Genomic DNA, 19,549 nt, shown 5'->3' on the forward strand with positions numbered 1-19,549 from the left:
CGTGACAACTGGGAGCGCGGCGGCGCGAATGAAAGGGGGATGGCCATGGCGCGCTCACAGGCATTCTTGCGTGCGCTGCACGCCCGCGATTACGCCGACACAGGAGCGCGCACGCGGCGCGGCATTGGCGACCTGCATGCGCGGGCGCGCGGGCGGAGCGGCCGGCGGCGGCTCCGCCACCGGCGTCGCCGCGGGCGGCGCTTCATGCGCGCCAAGCAGCGTGCCCTTGGTGGCGCCTTCCGTGGTGCCGGGACGCGGATCGACCTGATTGCGCAACACCAGCGACAGCGTGCCCACGCTGCGCGCCAGGTCCAGATTCTCCGCCTGCGCCGGCGTCACCTCCAGCGTGACCGCGTTCACCACGCGCGGCTTGGTCTCGTCGCGCCCCACCTCCTGCGCCACCGCCAGCACCAGGATACGTTCCAGCACAATCTTCGAAATCGCCCGCTCATTGGACTGGGTGTTGACGATGATGTCGACAAAATTGCCCGGCAGCGCGAAGCCGGCCACGCCCACCACATCGTTCACGCGCACCGTGATCGCGCGCTTGCCTTCCGCGATCAGCGCCGACAGGCCGCCGAGCGTGCCGGCCGGCGCCAGCTTGGCCTCGCTCAGCGGCTCGTCGCGCAGCACGCTGGTCCTCAGCACGCGGCCCACCAGCTTGCCGCCGTCGCGCAGCGCGCCGCGCGGCAGGGTCTCGGCCGGCCAGTCGATCTGCTTGAGCATCTCCGGCGTCAGGCGCTGGCCGAGGTTGACGTCCAGCGCCGCCACCACGATCTTGTTCGAGGCTCCCGGCGCCTGCCGCAGCAGCCAGCGCGACGCCAGCGCCACCGCCGCCAGCCCGAATGCGACGGCCAGCGCCATCATCAACAGTGCGCGCCGGTTCTTCATGCTATCCGCGGCTCCACGTCGTCGGCGGCGGTGGCGCCTGCCAATGGCTGGCCACCGGCGAACATGCTGATCCAGGCCTGGTCCAGCGTCGCGATCGACAAGCGCGCCGGCTCGCCCATGAAGCCGGCGAAATCCGCCACCCGGCCGGCGATCTCGCGCGGGTAGCACGCCAGCAGCGGCAGGCCGCTGCCGGCGTGCAGCTCGTCCAGCAGGTAGCGCAGCGCGGTCTCGTCGTACGCCACGCCCATGCTCAGGCACTGCTGGCGCAACAGCGTGCGGTAGTTGGCGGCGCTGAGCGCGGCCACCGGTATCTTGTAGCCCACGCGGCGCAAGGCCGCGTCGTCCAGCAGCGACGCCGGCGGCAGGCTGGTGACAAACACCAGCCGCATGCGGCACGGCACATGGAAGTGATAGCCGCCCGCCAGCGACAGCGCGCTGCGCTCCAGTTCCTGGGCCTGGGCGAAACGGTTCAGCAGTTCGGCGGCCGGCATGCGATGGCGCCCGAGATCGTCGACGATCAGCAGGCCGTTGTTGGCCTTCAGCTGCGGCGGCGCGCGGTAGCAGCCGCTGGTGGCGTCGGGCCGCAGGTCCAGCATGTCCGCGTCGAGCGAGGCGTCCAGCGCCACCACGGGCCGTTGGCACAACACCCAGCGCGGGTCGCCGCTGCGGCGCTCCGGCGCCTGTTGCGCGAGACGCGCGTGGCGCGGCTGGGGCGCGCGGTGCACGGCCGGGTCGTACACCTGCACGATGTCCTGCCCCACCACCAGCGCGTGCGGCACCGCCACCAGCCCTTGCAGCAGCGCGCCGAGGCGGCGCGCCAGCATCGACTTGCCGCTGCCGGAAGGACCGTACAACAGCATGCTGCGGCCGGCGTACATCGCCGCGCCCAGCATGCGCTGCACCGGCGGCGCCAGGAAATCGTCGGTGAATTCGGCCGCCAGATCCTCCGCGCAGGCCTGCGGCACGTGCAGGGCGTGGCGCTCCACCATGGCGCGATACGCTTCCAGCGTCACCGGCGCCGGGCCGGCGTACGGGCAGCGTTCCAGCCACGCGCCGGCGCGCTGCCTGCCGGCGCCGGTCAGCTGATACTGCACGTCGATGTCGGACTCGCCGCGCCACGCCACTTCCGCCACGTGTTCGGCCACCATGAAATCGAGCACCTCGCGCAGCACATTGATCGACAGGTGCAGCTTGGTGGTCAGCACCGGCAGGTGGCTCTTGCCGCCGAGGCAGAGCGCCTTGGCGACCAACTCCACCAGCAGTTGTTGCGGCAGGCCGGTGTCGCGCACCGATTTCGGTTGCGGCGGCAGCGCGGCTTCGGGCTCGGCGTCGAGCAGTTTGCTGTAGGGGGAAGGGGGTTCCAGGGCTAGCATCATTATCTCCGCGGGGAAACTAGTTTCAACGTGGAATCAAGTTTAGCCAGCCATGCTTTGTGGACATTGACGTGCAGCAAGCACCGTTCATTGATGCCGCCAGGCGACCACGCCCACCGTGCCCAGCGCGATCGCCACGCCGTACGGGATGCCGCCCACGCTGGCGCTCGGCGGCAGCGGCACCGGCAGCAGCGGTACGCCCAGCAGGCGCAGCACCATCGGTTTGCAGATCAGGCGCAGGTTGCGCGCGCTCTCGCGCCAGCGTCCGCTGAACAACAACATCAGCAGCGCCATCGCCCCGCCCACCAGCGCCGACAGCGCGGCGATCTGCAGCGCCTGCCACGGGCCGGCGAACGCGCCCACCATGGCCATCAGCTTGACGTCGCCGGCGGCCATGCCGCGCGCCAGGTACAGCGGCAGGAATAAAAAAAAGCCGGCGCATCCGCCGGCCAGCCAGAACGACACCGAGGCTCCCGGCTGCCCGCTCAGCAGGTGCAGGATCAGCGCCAACATCAGGCCGCTCAGGATCAGCACGTTGGGAATCTTGCGCATCGCCAGATCTGTCAGCGCCGCTTGCGCGACCAGGCAGATCAGAATCACTTCGATCGCGTTCAGCATGAAGGTCTCTCCCAAAAGAACTTCCCGGCCAGCCGCGGCCGGGAAGCTCTCCCGCTTATGGCGACGTGATGTTGGACGCGATGGTCGTGAAGGCCGTCTCCAGCGCCGGCCCCAGCAGGCCGAAGGCGGCGCCCACGGCGGCCACCATGGTCGCCGCGATCAGGCCGTATTCAATGGCCGTGATCCCTTCCTCGTCACGCGCAAACTCTTTTGCGATTGCAATAATCGAGTTCATGTCGTTCTCCTTTGGTTAGTCCACAAGAAATTCTCTGGCGCGCCATGCTTGCCGCGCCATTGGTTACACTATACGGACCAGGTTTTTTAAAGAGTTGACACTACGCAAGTTTTCCTTACGGAATCTTTTTGGCGGCAGATCAAGCGGACTGTAGGAAAAAGGTCGCATTCTTAGGCAATGGAAGTTTTTTTTCGCACACAAGAATTGCCCTGATTGCAAAAAGCTATTATCCTGCTTAGCTGTTCTTTGGAAAGGCAAATGGACTCCCTACTGAAACACATGGTGGACATGACCGGTCACCGCGATCACACGATGCTCGACATCTCGGTGATTTCAGCGGTGCAGGAGCTTGCCCGCGCCGATCAGGTCCGTGTGTTGACCCTGGCCACCATCCGAGGAAAGATCTTCGTGCGTCCGCGCGCCATCATCGTTGCCGGCGAAGCCGCGCGCATGGTGGACACCTCCTACCAGCACCATCCCGGCGAGCCGGTCGAGATCTACCCGGCGCTGGCGCAATGCCTGGCGCGCCACGAGTCGAGCGCCGACGTCGCCAACGAGGCGGACGAGCACACCCTGTGGCTGCCGATCTGGCTGGGCGACAAGGCCGACACCTGCCTCGAAATCGTCAACCCGACGCCGTACACCAGCGAAACCATCCACATCATCGGCGCCATCGTCAGCGTCTACCGCAACTTCCAGAACTTGCTGGACTACAGCGAGCGCGATTCGCTGACCGGCCTGCTCAACCGCAAGACCTTCGACGACCAGCTGTCCAAGATGCTGGCCGCCTGCACCGACCAGGACGCCATCACCCTGCCGGGCGAGGCGGAACGCCGCCACCACAGCGACGAGGAAAAGCAATGGCTGGCCGTGGTGGATGTCGACCACTTCAAGCACGTCAACGACCGCTTCGGCCATCTCTACGGCGACGAGGTGCTGATCCTGATCGCCAACCTGCTGACCTCCTCGTTCCGCGCGCAAGACCGCGTGTTCCGCTTCGGCGGCGAGGAATTCGTGGTGCTCTTGCGTTCGGCCACGCTGGACAACGCCAAGAAGATCATCGAGCGCTTCCGCCAGAACGTGGCCGCGCACGATTTCCCGCAGGTGGGCAAGGTGACGGTGAGTGTGGGCTTTGTCAGCATCAGCGCGCTGGAGGCGCCGGTGATCATCCTCGGCCATGCCGACCAGGCGCTCTACTACGCCAAGAGCCATGGCCGCAACCTGGTCTGCCACTACGACGAACTGGTCAGCGGCGGCCTGCTGCAGACCATCGAATCCAACGATACCGCTGAATTCTTCTAGGCCGCGACCGTCAGGAAGCGCATCGGATCGACATTCCACTTGGCCGGCGATTCGTGGCTGACGATCTTGTCGCCGCCGCCAAAACCCACCCCGCGCGACAGGTCCACCGTTTCCGGCTTGATGTAGACATTCTTCTTGGTATGGAAGAACACGTTGACCTTGGGCGCCAGCAGATTGGTCTCGTGCGGCTCGATCACCACGCCCAGGCGACCCGACTCCAGCAGCACCATGGTGCCCACCGGATAGATCCCGACACAGCGCATGAATTCCTGCGTGTACTGCGGGTTGAAGTGGAACTTGCTCCACTCGTGTATCTTGCGCAGCGCCGCCGCCGCCGACATGCCCTTGTGATAGCAGCGGTCGGCGGTGATGGCGTCGTACACGTCAACGATGGCCGCCATCTGCGCCAGCTCGCTGATGCCGTCCTCGGCCTGCTTGCCAGGATAGCCGCTGCCGTCGCGCCGCTCGTGGTGGTGCAGCGTGATGTCGAGCGGAATCGGGCCGATCTCCGGCGATTGCTTCAGAATCTTGTAGCCGTCTTCGGGATGCTTCCGGATGATGGCGAATTCCTCGTCGGTCAGCGGACCGGGCTTGTTGAGGATGTGATCGGGCACCAGCGCCTTGCCGGTGTCGTGCAGCAGCCCGCCCAGGCCGGCCTGGTGGGTGACGTCGGCCGCCATGCTGCGCGAGCGGCAGAAGGCCACCAGCAGCGTGCACACGCTGACCGAATGCAAAAAGGTGTAGTCATCCTTGTTCTTGATGCGCAGCAGCCCCACCAGCGCGCCCGGATTACGCAGGATGGACTCGGTGATGTTCTGCACCACCGGCTGCACCTGGTCCAGCTCGATGGCCTTGCCGAGGCGGGCGTCCTGCATCACCGTGCGCACCAGCGTCGAGGCCTGATGGCGGATCTGCACCGCGCGCTGCATCTCCTCGCCCAGCGGCACGCGGGTCTGCACCGGCGCCTTGGCGGCGATTTCCACGATCTCGCGTTCGGTGGCCGCTTGCGCTTCGGCCAGCGTCGGCGCATCCTGCACGTCCAGGCCCTTGGCGCTGTCGATCACCACGTCGTGGATGCCAGCGTTGAGGATCTTGCGGATTTCGTCGTAGCTGGAGATAAGGAAGCGATTGCGCACGAACGGATGGGTCATCCAGTCGCAGCTCAGGTCATGTATGTACATGCCCACCTTCAGCTGGGAAGCGTCGACTTTCTTTAACATACGGATACCCGTCAAAATAGAGGCCAGGCGGCAAATGCGCTAGCATAAGTATAACAAACTGTTTCCTGCCGGGATTAAATTTACACTTAGAACTATGGAATTACGTCAGCTGCGCTATTTTGTTGCAATTGTGGATCACGGCTCGCTGTCGCGCGCCGCGCTGATCCTGCACGTGGCCCAGCCCGCGCTGACCCAGCAGTTGCGCCAGCTGGAGGAGGAGCTGGGCGTGCAGCTGCTGCACCGCACCGCCCAGGGCGTGCTCAGCACCGACGCCGGCAAGGTATTCTACGAACACGCCCAGGCCATCCTCAAGCAGGTGGCCGACGCCCGTTCGGCAGTGGCGCAGTCGGCCGAGCGGCCCAGCGGCAGCGTCACGCTGGGCCTGCCGCACAGCATCTCCGGCGCGCTGGCCCTGCCGCTGCTGACCGCCACGCGCAGCCAGTATCCGGAAATCACCCTGCAACTGACCGAGGAACTGACCGGCAACCTGAGCGACCAGCTCAAGTCCGGCCGCGTCAACCTGGCCGTGCTGTTCGACGATGGCCAACTGAGCCAGTTCGCCACCACGCCGCTGGCCGAGGAGGAATTGCACTTCATTTGCCGCGCCGACGCGGCCTACGCGCAAGGTGAGCATTCACTCACGCTGCAACAGGCATTGCAGGCCACCTTGATCCTGCCCGGGCTGCAGCATGGCGTGCGCCCGCGCATCGAAAGCGTGGCGCGCGAGGCCGGTCTGAGCGTCGGCAACGTGATCGAGATCAACTCGATCGCGATACTGAAATCCGCCCTGCTGGCCGACATGGGCGCCACCCTGCTGCCGTCCGCGCCGGTGCTGGACGAGCTCCAGCGCGGCACCCTGCGGGCCCTGCGCATCCACAGCCCATCGATTTCGCGCACGGTGGTTCTGTGCAGCTCCCGCAACATCCCGCCGACCAACGCGGCGGCGGCCATCAGCCGGCTGGTGCGCCAGGTCAGCGACCGCCTGTGCGCCGAGGGCAGCTGGCCCGGCGCCAAGCCGTTATAAGTTTTTCTTATACCCCCATCGGCAAACGGTATTTCCGTATACGTCAAGTAGCGCCCATACTGGTCATAGAACCGCCAACCATGCGGCTAAATGGCTTGAGCCTGGCCTGCCCACCCGGCATCCCCCAGTTCGAGCGCGATCTGATACCAAAAACGGAGACACCACCATGCCAGACGGCAGCAGCTCGCTCACGTCCGTGAGCCTCGACGACAAGTACACCTCCACCAAAGGCACCATCTTCCTGTCCGGCATTCAGGCCCTGGTGCGCCTGCCGATGATGCAGCAAGTGCGCGACAAGATGGCGGGCCTGAACACGGCCGGCTTCATCTCCGGCTACCGCGGCTCGCCGCTGGGCGGCCTCGATGAAAACCTGTGGAAGGCCAAGCCGCATCTGGAAGCGCACAACGTGCAGTTCGTGCCGGGCGTGAACGAGGATCTGGCGGCGACGGCGGTGTGGGGCTCGCAGCAGGTGGACCTGATTGGCGAGTCGAAGTACGACGGCGTGTTTGCCATGTGGTACGGCAAAGGCCCGGGCGTGGACCGCTGCGGCGACGTCTTCAAGCACATGAACCACGCAGGCACCTCCAGGCACGGCGGCGTGCTGCTGGTGGCAGGCGACGACCACGGCGCCTACTCGTCCACGCTGCCGCACCAGTCGGACCACATCTTCTCGGCCTGCATGGTGCCGGTGCTCTACCCCTGCAATGTGCAGGAATACCTCGACCTCGGCATCCACGGCTGGGCCATGTCGCGCTTCTCCGGTTGCGCGGTAGCGTTCAAGGCGCTGGCCGACACGGTGGAATCGTCGGCGTCGGTCGATGCCGATCCGTTCCGGGTCGAGACCAAAATTCCGAAGAACTTCGTCATGCCGGAAGGCGGCCTGAACGCGCGTCTGTCCAGCATCCCGCTGGGCCAGCAAGCGCGCAATCAGGAAGCGCTGATGCAGGACTATAAAATCTACGCCGCGCTGGCCTACGCACGCGAGAACAAGCTGAATCACACCACCATCGATTCGAAAGACGCCAAGCTGGGCATCATCGCCTCCGGCAAATCGTATCTGGACGTGCTGGAAGCGCTGGAAGAACTGGGCATCGACGAAGCGATGGCCGCCAAGGTCGGCCTGCGCCTGTTCAAGGTCGCCATGCCATGGCCGCTGGAACCGGACAGCGTGCGCGAGTTCGCGCAGGGCCTGGACGAGATCCTGGTGGTCGAGGAAAAACGCCAGTTCGTCGAATACCAGTTGAAGGAACAGCTGTACAACTGGCGCGACGACGTGCGTCCGCGCGTGATCGGCAAGTTTGACGACAAGGGCGAATGGGTGGCGCCGCGCGGCGAATGGCTGCTGCCGCCGAAGGCCGATTTCTCGGTCTCGCAAGTGGCGCGCGTGATCGCGAGCCGCGTGTCGCGCTACATCACCGACGCCCACATCCAGGACGAGATCAAGGCGCGCCTGACCTTCCTCGACACCAAGGACGCGGTGCTAAAGAAAGCCATCAGCACCCCGTTCCGTCCAGCCTTCTACTGCTCCGGATGCCCGCACAACACCTCGACCAAGGTGCCGGACGGCTCGTTCGCGCTGGCCGGCATCGGCTGCCACGTGATGGCCACCTCGATCTACCCCGAGTACAACAAGCTGACCACCCACATGGGCGGCGAAGGCGCGCCGTGGATCGGGCAGGCCGCGTTCTCCAAAGTGCCGCACGTGTTCCAGAACCTGGGCGATGGCACCTACTTCCACTCCGGCTACCTGGCCATCCGCGCGGCGGTGGCGGCCAAGGTCAACATCACCTACAAGATCCTCTACAACGACGCGGTGGCCATGACCGGCGGCCAGCCGGTGGACGGTCAGACCTCGGTGCCGATGATCGCGCAGCAGATGGCGGCGGAAGGCGTGAAACGCATCGCGCTGGTGACGGAAGACCTGTCGCGCTACACCGACCGTTCGGCGCTGCCTTCCATCGTCTCGCTGCACGACCGCAAGGAGATGGATGCCGTGCAGCGCGAGCTGCGCGAACTGCCGGGTACCTCGGTGCTGATCTACGACCAGACCTGCGCGGCCGAGAAGCGCCGCCGCCGCAAGAAAGGCGAGTTCCCCGACCTCGCCAAGCGCATGGTCATCAACGAAGCCGTATGCGAAGGCTGCGGCGACTGCGGCATCCAGTCCAACTGCGTGTCCATCCTGCCGAAGGAAACGGAGTTCGGCCGCAAACGCACCATCGATCAATCGTCGTGCAACAAGGACTACTCGTGCGTGAAGGGTTTCTGCCCGAGCTTTGTCACGGTGGAAGGCGGCGCGCTGAAAAAATCCAAGACCGGCGCCACCCAAAGCGATGACGGCTGGGATGCCCTGCCCGCGCCCGCGCTGCCGGACTGCGAGCACCCGTACAACATCCTGATCAATGGTATCGGCGGCACCGGCGTGATCACGGTCGGCGCGCTGATGGGCATGGCCGCGCACATCGAAGGCAAAGGCGCCTCGGTGCTGGACATGACCGGCATGTCGCAGAAAAACGGCTCCGTCACCTCGCACGTCAAGATCGCGCGCACGCCTGAGCATCTGCGCGCGCAGCGCATCGCCACCGGCGAAGCGGACGTCATCCTTGGCTGCGACATGCTGACCGCCGGCGCCGCCGATGCGGTATCGAAGATGCGTCCGGGCCGCACGCTTGCCATCGTCAACCTGCACGAGCAGCCGCCAGGCACCTTCGCGCAAAACGCCGACTGGGAATATCCAGCGGCCGACGTGCGCGCGCTGATCGAGGAATCGGTGGGCGCTGGCGCGGCGGACTTCATCGACGCCACCAAGCTGGCCACCGCGTTGATGGGCGACTCGATCGCCGCCAACCTGTTCATGCTGGGTTACGCCTGGCAGCGCGGCCGCATTCCGCTGAAAGAGGAATCGCTGCTGCGCGCCATCGAACTGAATGGCGTGGCTGTCGCCTCCAACAAGAAGAGCTTCCTGTGGGGCCGCCGTGCGGCGGTGGACCTCAAACGCGTCGAGCGCACCGCGACGCCGGCGCAAGCCATCGTACTGCAAATGCCGCAGACCCTGGACACCATCGTCGCCAAGCGCATGGAGTTCCTGACCGCTTATCAGAACGCCGCCTACGCCGACACCTACTCGGAACTGGTGGCGCAAGTGCGCGCGAAGGAAAATTCGCTCGGCCTGGGCAACAAGCTGTCCACCGCCGTCGCCAAGTCTTACTTCAAGCTGATGGCCTACAAGGATGAATACGAAGTGGCACGCCTGTACACCGACGGCCGCTTTGTCGAACAGCTGCAGCAGCAGTTCGAGGGCAATTTCAGCGTCAAGTTCAACCTGGCGCCGCCGCTGTTCGCCAAAAAGGACGCCAAGGGCCATCTGGTGAAGGCGGAATTCGGCTCGTGGATGTGGAGCGCTTTCAAGCTGATGGCCAAACTGAAGGGCCTGCGCGGCGGTGCCCTGGACATTTTCGGCTACACCGAGGAACGCAGGATGGAGCGCGCGCTGATCGTCGAATATCGCGAGATGGTGGTGTCGCTGCTGGCCGGGCTCAATGCGGATAACCATGCAACGGCGGTCGACCTGGCCGCGCTGCCGGAGAAAGTGCGCGGTTTCGGTCATGTGAAGGAAAAGGCCGTGGCCGCCTTCCGCACCGAAAAAGCCCGCCTGCTGGCGCAATTCAACCAACAACGCGCCGCCTGACCGTCGCTCCCGCGAAGGCGGGAGTCCATAGGGCGCATATTCAGCATAGGTTCCCGCCTTCGCGGGAACGACGAATTGGTTGACGTTAACGTAAACGTCATATAATGAACAAAAAATATTATCAGGGACACCAATGAACGATCTCTCGACCCCGAAAATCGCGGCGGTGGATGACCAGCCCCGCACCAGGAACAAGGTTCGCTTCGTGACGGCGGCCTCGCTGTTCGACGGCCACGACGCCTCGATCAACATCATGCGCCGCATCCTGCAATCGAACGGCGTGGAAGTCATCCACCTGGGCCACAACCGCTCGGTGGATGAAGTGGTCACCGCCGCGCTGGCGGAAGATGTGCAAGGCATCGCCATCTCCAGCTATCAGGGCGGCCACGTCGAATACTTCAAATACATGATCGACCTGCTGCGCCAGCGCGGCGGCGCGCACATCAAGGTCTTCGGCGGCGGCGGCGGCGTGATCGTGCCGCACGAAATCGAAGAGCTGCACGCCTACGGCGTCACCAAAATCTTCAGTCCGGAAGACGGCCAGCGTATGGGCCTGGTCGGCATGATCCAGTGGATGGTGCAGCAGTGCGACATCGACCTGTCGCAATACTCGCCTACCTCGCTGGCGTCGCTGCGCGACGGCGCGGACATCGCCGCGCGCCATCGCCCGCTGGCCCAGTTGATCACCGCGCTGGAAAACGAAAAGGTGGCGCCGACACTGCGCGCCGAACTGCTGGCCGCCGCCGAAGACCTGCCGGTGCCCACGCTGGGCATCACCGGTACCGGCGGCGCCGGCAAATCCTCGCTGACCGATGAACTGATCCGCCGCATCCGCCTCGACCAGGGCGACACGCTGAACATCGCCGTGATCTCGATCGACCCGTCGCGCCGCAAATCCGGCGGCGCGCTGCTGGGCGACCGTATCCGCATGAACGCCATCAATCCATGGGCCGGCCAGTCGCGCGTGTTCATGCGCTCCCTGGCCACGCGCGAAGCGGGTTCCGAGATTTCGCAGGCGCTGCCGGACGTCATCGCCGCCTGCAAGGTGGCCGGCTTCGATCTGGTGATCGTTGAAACCTCCGGCATCGGCCAGGGCGACGCCGCCATCGTGCCGCATGTGGACGTGTCGATGTACGTGATGACGCCGGAATTCGGCGCCGCCTCGCAACTGGAAAAAATCGACATGCTCGATTTCGCCGATTTCATCGCCATCAACAAGTTTGACCGCAAGGGCGCGCAGGACGCGCTGCGCGACGTCGCCAAGCAGTACCAGCGCAACCGCGAATTGTGGAGCAAGCGCCCGGACGAAATGCCGGTCTACGGCACGCAGGCGTCGCGCTTCAACGACGACGGCGTCACCGCACTGTATCAGGGCCTGCTGCCACGCCTGGTGCAACTGGGCCTGCGCGCGCAGCCGGGCAAGCTGATATCGGCCGACGTGCGCCACTCCAGCGGCAAGAACGTCATCGTGCCGCCTGCGCGTGCGCGCTATCTGGCGGAGATTGCCGACACCGTGCGCGGCTACCATCGCTTCACGCGCAAGCAAGTCACGCTGGCACGCGAACGCCAGCAGCTGAGCGAATCCAAGCGCATGCTGGCCATCGCGCATAAAAGCGCCGACTTCGACGACCTGATCGCGGAACGCGACGCCGAGATGGACGCAGGCGCCAAGAAACTGCTGGCGCAATGGCCCGACATGCAGGCCGCTTACGCCGGCGACGACTACGTGGTGAAAATCCGCGACAAGGAAATCCGCACCCGTCTCGTGCAGCACACGCTGTCCGGCACGCGCATCCGCAAGGTGGCGCTGCCGCGTTACGAAGACCACGGCGAAATCCTGCGCTTCCTGATGCTGGAAAACGTGCCGGGCTCTTTCCCCTTCACCGCCGGCGTGTTCGCGTTCAAGCGTGAAGGCGAAGACCCAACCCGCATGTTCGCTGGCGAAGGCGACGCCTTCCGCACCAACCGCCGCTTCAAGCTGGTCTCCACCGGCATGGACGCCAAGCGCCTGTCGACCGCGTTCGACTCGGTCACCCTGTACGGCGCCGATCCGGCGCTGCGCCCGGACATCTACGGCAAAGTAGGCAACTCGGGCGTGTCGATCGCCACGCTGGACGATATGAAAGTGCTGTACGACGGCTTCAACCTGTGCAGCCCAAGCACCTCGGTGTCGATGACCATCAACGGCCCGGCACCGACCATTCTGGCGATGTTCATGAACACCGCCATCGACCAGCAGATCGACAAGTTCGTCGAAGAGAACAAGCGCCAGCCGAGCGCCGACGAAGCGGCCAAGATCAAGGCATGGGTGCTGCAGAACGTGCGCGGCACCGTGCAGGCGGACATCCTGAAGGAAGACCAGGGCCAGAACACCTGCATCTTCTCGACCGAGTTCTCGCTGAAGGTGATGGGCGATATCCAGGAATACTTCGTCCACCACCAGGTGCGCAACTTCTATTCGGTGTCCATCTCCGGCTACCACATCGCGGAGGCGGGCGCGAATCCGATTTCGCAGCTGGCGTTCACGCTGTCGAACGGCTTCACCTTCGTGGAGGCCTACCTGGCGCGCGGCATGCACATCGACGACTTCGCGCCCAACCTGTCGTTCTTCTTCTCGAACGGCATGGACCCGGAATACACGGTGCTGGGCCGCGTCGCCCGCCGCATCTGGGCAGTGGCGATGCGCGACAAATACGGCGCCAACGACCGCTCACAAAAGCTCAAGTACCACGTGCAGACCTCGGGCCGCTCGCTGCACGCGCAGGAGATCGACTTCAACGACATCCGCACCACGCTGCAGGCGCTGATCGCCATCTACGACAACTGCAACTCGCTGCACACCAACGCCTACGACGAAGCCATCACCACGCCGACCGACGAATCGGTACGCCGGGCGCTGGCGATCCAGTTGATCATCAACCGCGAGTGGGGCCTGGCCAAGAACGAGAATCCGAACCAGGGTTCGTTCATCATCGACGAGTTGACCGATCTGGTGGAAGAAGCGGTGCTGCAGGAGTTCGAACGCATCGCCGAACGTGGCGGCGTGCTGGGCGCGATGGAAACCGGCTACCAGCGCGGCAAGATCCAGGAAGAGTCCATGCTGTACGAGCACCAGAAGCACGACGGTACCCTGCCCATCATCGGCGTCAACACCTTCCGCAATCCGAAGGGCGTGGAGGCGCCGGCGCAGATCGAGCTGGCGCGTTCCACCGACGATGAGAAGCAATCGCAGCTCAAGCGCCTGGAAGACTTCCACCAGCGCCACGCGGCCGAAGCGCCGCAAGCGCTGGCGGCATTGCAGCAAGCCGCCATCGACAACGCCAACGTGTTTGAGAAGCTGATGGACGCCGTGCGTGTGTGCTCACTAGGTCAGATCACTACCGCGCTGTTCGAAGTCGGCGGCCAGTACCGCCGCAATATGTAAGCCCGTGTTGGCAAGGCCCGGCTCCGCGCCGGGCCATCGGCTTACTTCAATTTCCCGGCGCCCGCGTTAGCTGGCACCGCGGTCAACGTCGCCGTGGCGCTTTGCAGCGTGTAGGCGTACGGCGGCGTCCAGACATTGGTCCCGGTCGGCGGCGCGTAGCCACACTGCCCATCCACCGCGTTCGTGCCCGACTTATCGCTGGTGAACACGTGGCCCGACGAACGGAAGCCAATGAAGGTCTTACCCTTGATGGCCTTGCCGCAGAAATCAACCAGTTTCAAACCAGTGATGTTGTAGTACTGGTTCTCCAGCAGCATATTGGAACGATAACGCGCATCGCTGCCGCTTTCGAACTTGATGTCGGTGTTCGTGGTCGAGATGCTGCCGGAGATCAGGTTGTTGAACATATGCACCTGTCCAAAGCGGTTCAGCGGCAGGCGGGTGGTCGCACCGTCCCACCAGTTGCCGCTGAAGGTCACATGCAAGCGGCCCTCGTCGCTCCATGCGCGGCCGGAGTCGCCGTTGCCAACCAACGTGGTCTTGTGGTGCTTGCCGAAGACGCTGTTGGCGATAGTGACGTAGTCGCTGCCGCGCACCACGTCCAGCGCGCCGTCGTGGCGCGTGTCGTAGGTGCCGGTGGCCAGCGAATCCGGCGTGTCGCCGTCGCTGATGGTCAGGTGGTCCAGATAAATGTTCTGGCCGCGCGATACCGTCAGGCCGTCGGCGTAGGCATTATCCGAATCCTCGGGGTTGACGTCCCACGGCGTATCGATCACCAGGTTCCGCACGATGACGTTGCGGGTCCAGGTGGGATAGTCTTCACCGTCCTTGCCGTCGGCGATCCACTTCTTGAAATCCGCCTCGGGATCGCCGCCGGCGGTCAGCGGCAGCTCGCCGCCGATCAGCAACGCGGTGCCGGTGATGCGCGCCGGCCGGCCTTGCGCGTCATTGATGCCGACCAGCGTGGTGTTGGACGGCAGCGCGATCGAACCGCCATACTTCTGGTCCGAATAGCTGGTGTACTCGCGGAACACCGTGTTGTTCTGGCTCCAGCGCAAATCGATATGGCCAATCACGCGGATGATTTTCGGATCGTTGCCGGCTTCATTGAGGGCGGCCACCAGTTGCTGGCCGTTGTACACCGTGTAGACGCGGTTCGCGATGGCCGAGCCGCCGCCGGTCACCAGCACCGGGCCTTTGCGCGACTGGGCGTGCCAGCCGGTGGCCGGCGCGGGGTCGCGCTCGAAGGTCAGCACGCCGCCGGTCGGATCGGCGGCGGCGAACTGCCATACCGGCAGTTTGGGCGCGGCCATGTAACTGGCCGGATCGTGCAGGCCGTTGACCAGCACCGGCGCGGAGTAATTGCGCACGCCGTACTGCGCGATCTGCAGCGGCGTGCTGGCGCCAGTCAGCGTCTTGGCGTCGATGGTGGCGGAATGCGCGGAGGAGGCCAGCAGCAGGCCGGCCACGAGTAGTGGATATTTCATGTTTGTCTCCAGGTTGAAATGCACTGACAACTCGCGATGATCCATACCCACGTGCGCCTGCCTTGCGGGCAGCAATGTGGAATTTTTATGGGTGGGACTGGATCAACATTCAGGCACCTTGCGTACCTGCCGCCGTTGCGAAGAGGGTTGAGGAAACCGAGTTCGCTCAGGTCAAAAGCCGACAACGAAACCGAGCTCGTTGTCGGTGCTTAAATACTAATCCTGAAGAAAAAATAATGCAACTAACGGAAATACGCGGCGACGCCCGAGATTTAAGCGTGGCAAGTTGCGGAACGATAGAAATAGAAGTTGCCGAAGTTAAGAAATTCCGTCTGGGCGTCGAAGCGGTAAGTAATCTCCCGCCGCTTCTCGTCAAAACCAAGCAGGCCGCCGGCATGCTTGGGCAGCTGTTCCTTAAGCACTTCGGTCGGGAACGGCTCCTTGCCGCCCAGCGTAATAATCAAAATATCGTTATCCGCACGACGCCAAGTGCTTGGCTGGTAAAACCCGAATCCACCGCGAAACACCAGACTGCCATCCGCTTGCAGCAGCATGCACATGGTCGGAAACTCCGTCCCGGTATTTTCTAAAATCACAGGCGCGGACGCGGGCGGCCGCACACCGGCGCAACCGCCCATCACAAACGCCAAAGCGGCGTACACCAGATAAGGTTTCATGCGATTTCACGAAAGATGAAAACCATCACTTTACCTTATACCGTCCAAGTACAGGCCGTGAACTCATTCGGATACCAGACTTAAACCTCATCGTCGCCCGACACCATCAGCAGCCATTCCGCCAGTTGATGGTCTTCGATTTCATATTGTCCCCTGCCGCTTTGATAAATGATCTGCTCCGAGAGCAGGCGCTCTACCGCCACTTGTATCTGCCGCGCGGTTAGCAGTTCGCCTTCGATACCAATCTCTGTCGAGAACTTGCTACGGCTCTCATCGGAATATAGCGCCATCTTTTTTAACACGGCGTTTAAGACAACACGGTCGAGTGGCCGCATAGCCGCCAGGCGCGGAGCGTATCCTGCAGCCTGATGCGACTCTACCTGTACGTGCCGCGCCACCTCTTCAATGTCCGTATCACCTGATTTCATCAAACGCTCGATAGCGTCATGAAATAACCCTGGCGTTCGACCCAGCAGCACGAAGGCGTTGTGCGCGGCGCTGAGCGATAACCGGCGCCGCGTGGCTCGTTGAAAGGCTGCCGCCATGAAGATGACAAATTCGTCGTCCAGGTCGGGGAAGTCCGTTGTCTGGCTGAACTGGAAAAGCGGCGCCTTGATCTGGCTGAACATCATCTGCAAACGATGCCGGGAAGACCCGGTGAAAACACTCTTCACTGATTTCTTGCGCAAGTCCAAAGTCGTGCGCAACGCTGCGACCAACTCCTGAAATTCCGGCTTGGCCAAATGCTGGATCTCATCGAAGGCGATCAGAACGCCCCCTTTGGATGCGGCGATGACCGCATCCAGCAATTCAGGCAATCGCTGTAACCGATCAGGTTCAGCATCCTCGCGCGCAAGGAACTCTGCCTCAGCGCTGAGTTTGCCTAAATGCTCGACTTCCACTTCGATGCTGGTCTTTTTAAACGGAAGCAAGAGACGCCGATGCAGTTTGGCGCGAGGCCTAGCGGCATGCATGAACGAGGCCAGCAGCGCGGAAAGCGGATCGGTGCGGTGCTGCCACATGCTGCAATACACCGCTCTGTAGCCGGAGGACTCGGCGGCTGGCAACAAGTCTTCCAACAAAAATTCCGTCTTCCCCTTGCGGCGCGGCGCAAATAAGACGAGCGAAGAAATCAGGCCAGCGTCCAATGTCCTCAGGTACGTCTGCGCCAACGAGGTCCGCGGATAATGCCAAGCGATGGGAGTCTTCCGCTTTGCCATAAATTACCGCCGCAAGTGTAATTACAACGGTTCATTGTAATTCACTGTAATTGCGGATGGCGTCCGGCTGATCAGGTCTGGCTCGTCTTGACCGGGCCGACGGTGGCGCCTTCCAACAGCACCGGCTGCCACAGCTCGTGCAGTTCGCTGGCGGGCGTGCCGTCCACCAGCGATTGCAGCATGGCGACCATGCGCGCGCCGGCCTTGCGCGGGTCGGGCTGGTCGATGGTGGTGACGTTGGCGCCGGACAGGGTGTCGGCCATATTGCCCCAGACGATGACGGAGATTTCCTTGCCGATCTCCACCCCCGCATCCAGCAGCGCGCGCATCGCGCCCACGCCGGACAGATGGTTGTCGACGATGACCGCCGTCGGCCGCGGCGAGCAGGCCAGCAATTGCTGCATGGCCTGGTAGCCGCTGCGGCGGTCCAGCGTGTTGTCGATGAGGTAGCGCGGATCGGCCCGCAGGCCCGCCGCCGCCAGCGCGGCCATGAAGCTGTCCTTGCGCTGGCGCGCGAAGTTCAGCTCCAGCGGCGCGCTGATCAAGGCCACGCGCTGGTGGCCCAGGCCCAGCAGGCGCTCCATCGCGAGCCGGATGCCGGCCTCGTTGTCGTAGTCGAACCACGCGTAAGGCGCGTTGAAGTCGGTTCGCCCATGGGCCACGAACGGGAACTTGGCCTTGCTGAGAAAGGCGATGCGCTCGTCGCGCACCAGCGTGCGCCCGACCACCAGGCCATCGACACGCCGTCCGCGCACGATCTGCTGGTAGGAGCGCTGCTCCGCCGCCGGCGACACCGGCGCGATGATCAGGCTTTTGCTGACCTCTTCCAGCGCGGCCGACATGCCGGCCATCACTTCGAGGAACATGGAGTCGCCCAGATCCGCCGGCTGCAGCGGATAGATGATGCCAAACACATTGGTGCGGCCCAGCGCCAGCGAGCGCGCCATCGGATTCGGCTGGTAGCCGACCTCCTTGGCCGCCTTCAACACCCGCTCGCGGGTCCGCACATTGACCTCGGGGTAACCGTTTAACGCGCGACTCACCGTGGTCTTGGACATGCCCAGGTGGTTTGCGAGATGCGCGAGGTTCATAGCCTATTGTTCAATGTTGACCGCTGATTATAGCGTTGGCGTCGAATTTACCGCCACCGTCATCGACCGCTCTTTTGAAGAAATACAACATCACCAGCACGATGGTGATGGGCACCAGCGTCAGGTAGAAGGCGAAATGCCCGCTGAAATTACCAAAAACATAACCCGTGATCAGCGAGCCGGTGGTGCCGCCCAGCGCTGAAAAAATCACCAGCAGGCCGGTCATGGCGGAGTGCTGATTCTTCGGCAACGAGCTCAGCATCACCGAATTGATGCCCGGGTAGATCGGCGCCATGAACAGCCCGATCAGTGGAAACAGGAAGGTCGCCAGCGGCGCCGTGGCCCAGGTGATGTGCGGATCGGCCACCACGTCATGCGTCAGCGGCAGCGCCAGCAGCACCATCGCCGCCATGCCGATCACGCAGGCGTTCATCACCGGATACCAGTTCAGTTTGCGCATCAGCACACCGGCCGACAGGCGCCCGAGCGCAAGGCAGGCCGCGAAGATGCTGGTCACTTCCACGCTCATCGCCGCCGGCAGCTTGAGGATTTCGTTGTTGAAGGTCGGCAGCCAGGTGCCCACGCTTTGCTCGATCAGCACATACAGGAAGGCGGTGATCACGAACACGCACACCAGCGGCTTGAAGAACAGCTTGAGCATGGCGGCGAAATCCTGCGCGATGCCGCGCCCCTCCGGCAGCGCGGCCGACGATTCGTTGAATGGCGTGGACAGGATCAGCACAAAGGTCAGCGCGCACAGCACGGCCAGCACCCAGTACACGTGCAGCCAGCTTTGCGATAGCGGATCGTGCGAGTCGATGAAGTAGCCGAACACCCAATAGGCGCTCAACACGCCCAGCATGAAGAAGCCCTCCAGCAGGTTCATGGTGCTGGCGTGCTGCTTGCGGTCGGCGGCGATCAGGCCGAGCGTGGAGTACACCGACACCTTCACCAGCGCGAACGACACGCCAACGCAGAAGAACAAGGCCTTGGTAGTGGCGAACGACGGCAGCACCGGCATCGCCACGCAAGCGGCGGTCACGATGGCGAGGCCGATCAGCATGGCCTTCTTGTAGCCGATGCGCGGCAGGAAGGACGCCACCAGGAACGACACCACCGCGATCGGCAGGTCCTTGAAGCCTTCCAGCACGCTGGCGGCCGATTTGCTCACGCCGTAGTTGCCGATCACCTGCAGGATCACCGTGCCCACGCTGTTCAGCAGGATGGCGAATACAAAGTAGATCAGGAAGAGCGCGAATAGTATTTTGTTGTTTTTCATGCTGTTGTCTCCATTCTCCCGCG

General features: G+C 63.6%; 14 protein-coding genes. 4 read left to right on the forward strand and 10 right to left on the reverse strand.

Annotated features, from left to right (window positions below; genetic code table 11):
* Positions 1 to 54: 54 nt before the first annotated feature.
* The 4 genes from cpaB to FHW83_RS12180 all read right to left on the reverse strand — a co-directional run bounded on the left by cpaB (position 55) and on the right by FHW83_RS12180 (position 3,117).
* Positions 55 to 891, reverse strand: a complete 837-nt coding sequence (cpaB, locus tag FHW83_RS12165; RefSeq protein WP_176646630.1) for a Flp pilus assembly protein CpaB — start codon at positions 889 to 891, stop codon at positions 55 to 57.
* Positions 888 to 2,267 carry an ATP-binding protein gene (locus FHW83_RS12170; RefSeq protein ID WP_229224151.1) on the reverse strand — a complete coding sequence of 460 codons (1,380 nt, stop codon included), beginning with the start codon at positions 2,265 to 2,267 and terminating at the stop codon, positions 888 to 890. The genes cpaB and FHW83_RS12170 overlap by 4 nt, the downstream gene beginning before the upstream one ends.
* 84 nt (positions 2,268 to 2,351) lie before the next feature.
* Complete coding sequence (locus tag FHW83_RS12175) at positions 2,352 to 2,882, reverse strand: prepilin peptidase (protein ID WP_176646631.1); 531 nt, start codon at positions 2,880 to 2,882, stop codon at positions 2,352 to 2,354.
* 55 nt (positions 2,883 to 2,937) lie between these two features.
* Complete coding sequence (locus tag FHW83_RS12180) at positions 2,938 to 3,117, reverse strand: Flp family type IVb pilin (RefSeq protein WP_176646632.1); 180 nt, start codon at positions 3,115 to 3,117, stop codon at positions 2,938 to 2,940.
* Positions 3,118 to 3,375: 258 nt separating this feature from the next.
* Here FHW83_RS12180 and FHW83_RS12185 point away from each other — a divergent pair, with 258 nt between their 5' ends.
* Complete coding sequence (locus tag FHW83_RS12185; protein WP_176646633.1) at positions 3,376 to 4,419, forward strand: GGDEF domain-containing protein; 1,044 nt, start codon at positions 3,376 to 3,378, stop codon at positions 4,417 to 4,419.
* On the opposite strand, the gene FHW83_RS12190 is transcribed toward FHW83_RS12185, so the two are convergent.
* A complete protein-coding gene (locus tag FHW83_RS12190) occupies positions 4,416 to 5,639 on the reverse strand; it encodes an HD-GYP domain-containing protein (protein WP_176646634.1) in 1,224 nt (407 codons plus the stop codon). The two genes, FHW83_RS12185 and FHW83_RS12190, sit on opposite strands and share 4 nt — an antisense overlap.
* 94 nt (positions 5,640 to 5,733) lie before the next feature.
* Between FHW83_RS12190 and FHW83_RS12195 the strand changes: the two genes are divergently transcribed.
* The 3 genes from FHW83_RS12195 to icmF all read left to right on the forward strand — a co-directional run bounded on the left by FHW83_RS12195 (position 5,734) and on the right by icmF (position 13,772).
* Positions 5,734 to 6,663, forward strand: a complete 930-nt coding sequence (locus tag FHW83_RS12195; protein ID WP_176646635.1) for a LysR substrate-binding domain-containing protein — start codon at positions 5,734 to 5,736, stop codon at positions 6,661 to 6,663.
* 166 nt (positions 6,664 to 6,829) lie between these two features.
* The gene (locus tag FHW83_RS12200; protein WP_176646636.1) at positions 6,830 to 10,348 is read left to right on the forward strand and encodes an indolepyruvate ferredoxin oxidoreductase family protein; all 3,519 of its coding nucleotides are present in this window, start codon (positions 6,830 to 6,832) and stop codon (positions 10,346 to 10,348) included.
* 133 nt (positions 10,349 to 10,481) lie between these two features.
* Positions 10,482 to 13,772, forward strand: coding sequence for a fused isobutyryl-CoA mutase/GTPase IcmF (gene icmF, locus FHW83_RS12205; protein ID WP_176646637.1), 3,291 nt, complete (start codon positions 10,482 to 10,484; stop codon positions 13,770 to 13,772).
* A gap of 41 nt (positions 13,773 to 13,813) precedes the next feature.
* On the opposite strand, the gene FHW83_RS12210 is transcribed toward icmF, so the two are convergent.
* From FHW83_RS12210 to FHW83_RS12230, 5 genes are all read right to left on the reverse strand, one after another.
* Positions 13,814 to 15,259 carry a polysaccharide lyase family 1 protein gene (locus FHW83_RS12210; protein ID WP_176646638.1) on the reverse strand — a complete coding sequence of 482 codons (1,446 nt, stop codon included), beginning with the start codon at positions 15,257 to 15,259 and terminating at the stop codon, positions 13,814 to 13,816.
* Positions 15,260 to 15,531: 272 nt separating this feature from the next.
* A complete protein-coding gene (locus FHW83_RS12215; protein WP_176646639.1) occupies positions 15,532 to 15,936 on the reverse strand; it encodes a hypothetical protein in 405 nt (134 codons plus the stop codon).
* A gap of 80 nt (positions 15,937 to 16,016) precedes the next feature.
* Entirely contained in the window at positions 16,017 to 17,156 is a 1,140-nt protein-coding gene (locus tag FHW83_RS12220; protein WP_176646640.1) for a hypothetical protein, read from the reverse strand.
* Between the two features lie 71 nt (positions 17,157 to 17,227).
* Entirely contained in the window at positions 17,228 to 18,247 is a 1,020-nt protein-coding gene (locus FHW83_RS12225; protein WP_176646641.1) for a substrate-binding domain-containing protein, read from the reverse strand.
* Positions 18,248 to 18,257: 10 nt separating this feature from the next.
* Complete coding sequence (locus FHW83_RS12230; RefSeq protein WP_176646642.1) at positions 18,258 to 19,526, reverse strand: sugar MFS transporter; 1,269 nt, start codon at positions 19,524 to 19,526, stop codon at positions 18,258 to 18,260.
* Positions 19,527 to 19,549: the final 23 nt, after the last annotated feature.

The organism is Duganella sp. SG902 (genome assembly GCF_013376005.1).
Taxonomy (GTDB): Bacteria; Pseudomonadota; Gammaproteobacteria; order Burkholderiales; family Burkholderiaceae_D; genus Rugamonas.

Coding starts and splice junctions, on each gene's coding strand:
- cpaB (WP_176646630.1), bottom strand. CDS start 891: ATGAAGAACCGGCGCGCACTGTTGATGATGGCGCTGGCCGTCGCATTC.
- FHW83_RS12170 (WP_229224151.1), bottom strand. CDS start 2,267: ATGATGCTAGCCCTGGAACCCCCTTCCCCCTACAGCAAACTGCTCGAC.
- FHW83_RS12175 (WP_176646631.1), bottom strand. CDS start 2,882: ATGCTGAACGCGATCGAAGTGATTCTGATCTGCCTGGTCGCGCAAGCG.
- FHW83_RS12180 (WP_176646632.1), bottom strand. CDS start 3,117: ATGAACTCGATTATTGCAATCGCAAAAGAGTTTGCGCGTGACGAGGAA.
- FHW83_RS12185 (WP_176646633.1), top strand. CDS start 3,376: ATGGACTCCCTACTGAAACACATGGTGGACATGACCGGTCACCGCGAT.
- FHW83_RS12190 (WP_176646634.1), bottom strand. CDS start 5,639: ATGTTAAAGAAAGTCGACGCTTCCCAGCTGAAGGTGGGCATGTACATA.
- FHW83_RS12195 (WP_176646635.1), top strand. CDS start 5,734: ATGGAATTACGTCAGCTGCGCTATTTTGTTGCAATTGTGGATCACGGC.
- FHW83_RS12200 (WP_176646636.1), top strand. CDS start 6,830: ATGCCAGACGGCAGCAGCTCGCTCACGTCCGTGAGCCTCGACGACAAG.
- icmF (WP_176646637.1), top strand. CDS start 10,482: ATGAACGATCTCTCGACCCCGAAAATCGCGGCGGTGGATGACCAGCCC.
- FHW83_RS12210 (WP_176646638.1), bottom strand. CDS start 15,259: ATGAAATATCCACTACTCGTGGCCGGCCTGCTGCTGGCCTCCTCCGCG.
- FHW83_RS12215 (WP_176646639.1), bottom strand. CDS start 15,936: ATGAAACCTTATCTGGTGTACGCCGCTTTGGCGTTTGTGATGGGCGGT.
- FHW83_RS12220 (WP_176646640.1), bottom strand. CDS start 17,156: ATGGCAAAGCGGAAGACTCCCATCGCTTGGCATTATCCGCGGACCTCG.
- FHW83_RS12225 (WP_176646641.1), bottom strand. CDS start 18,247: ATGAACCTCGCGCATCTCGCAAACCACCTGGGCATGTCCAAGACCACG.
- FHW83_RS12230 (WP_176646642.1), bottom strand. CDS start 19,526: ATGAAAAACAACAAAATACTATTCGCGCTCTTCCTGATCTACTTTGTA.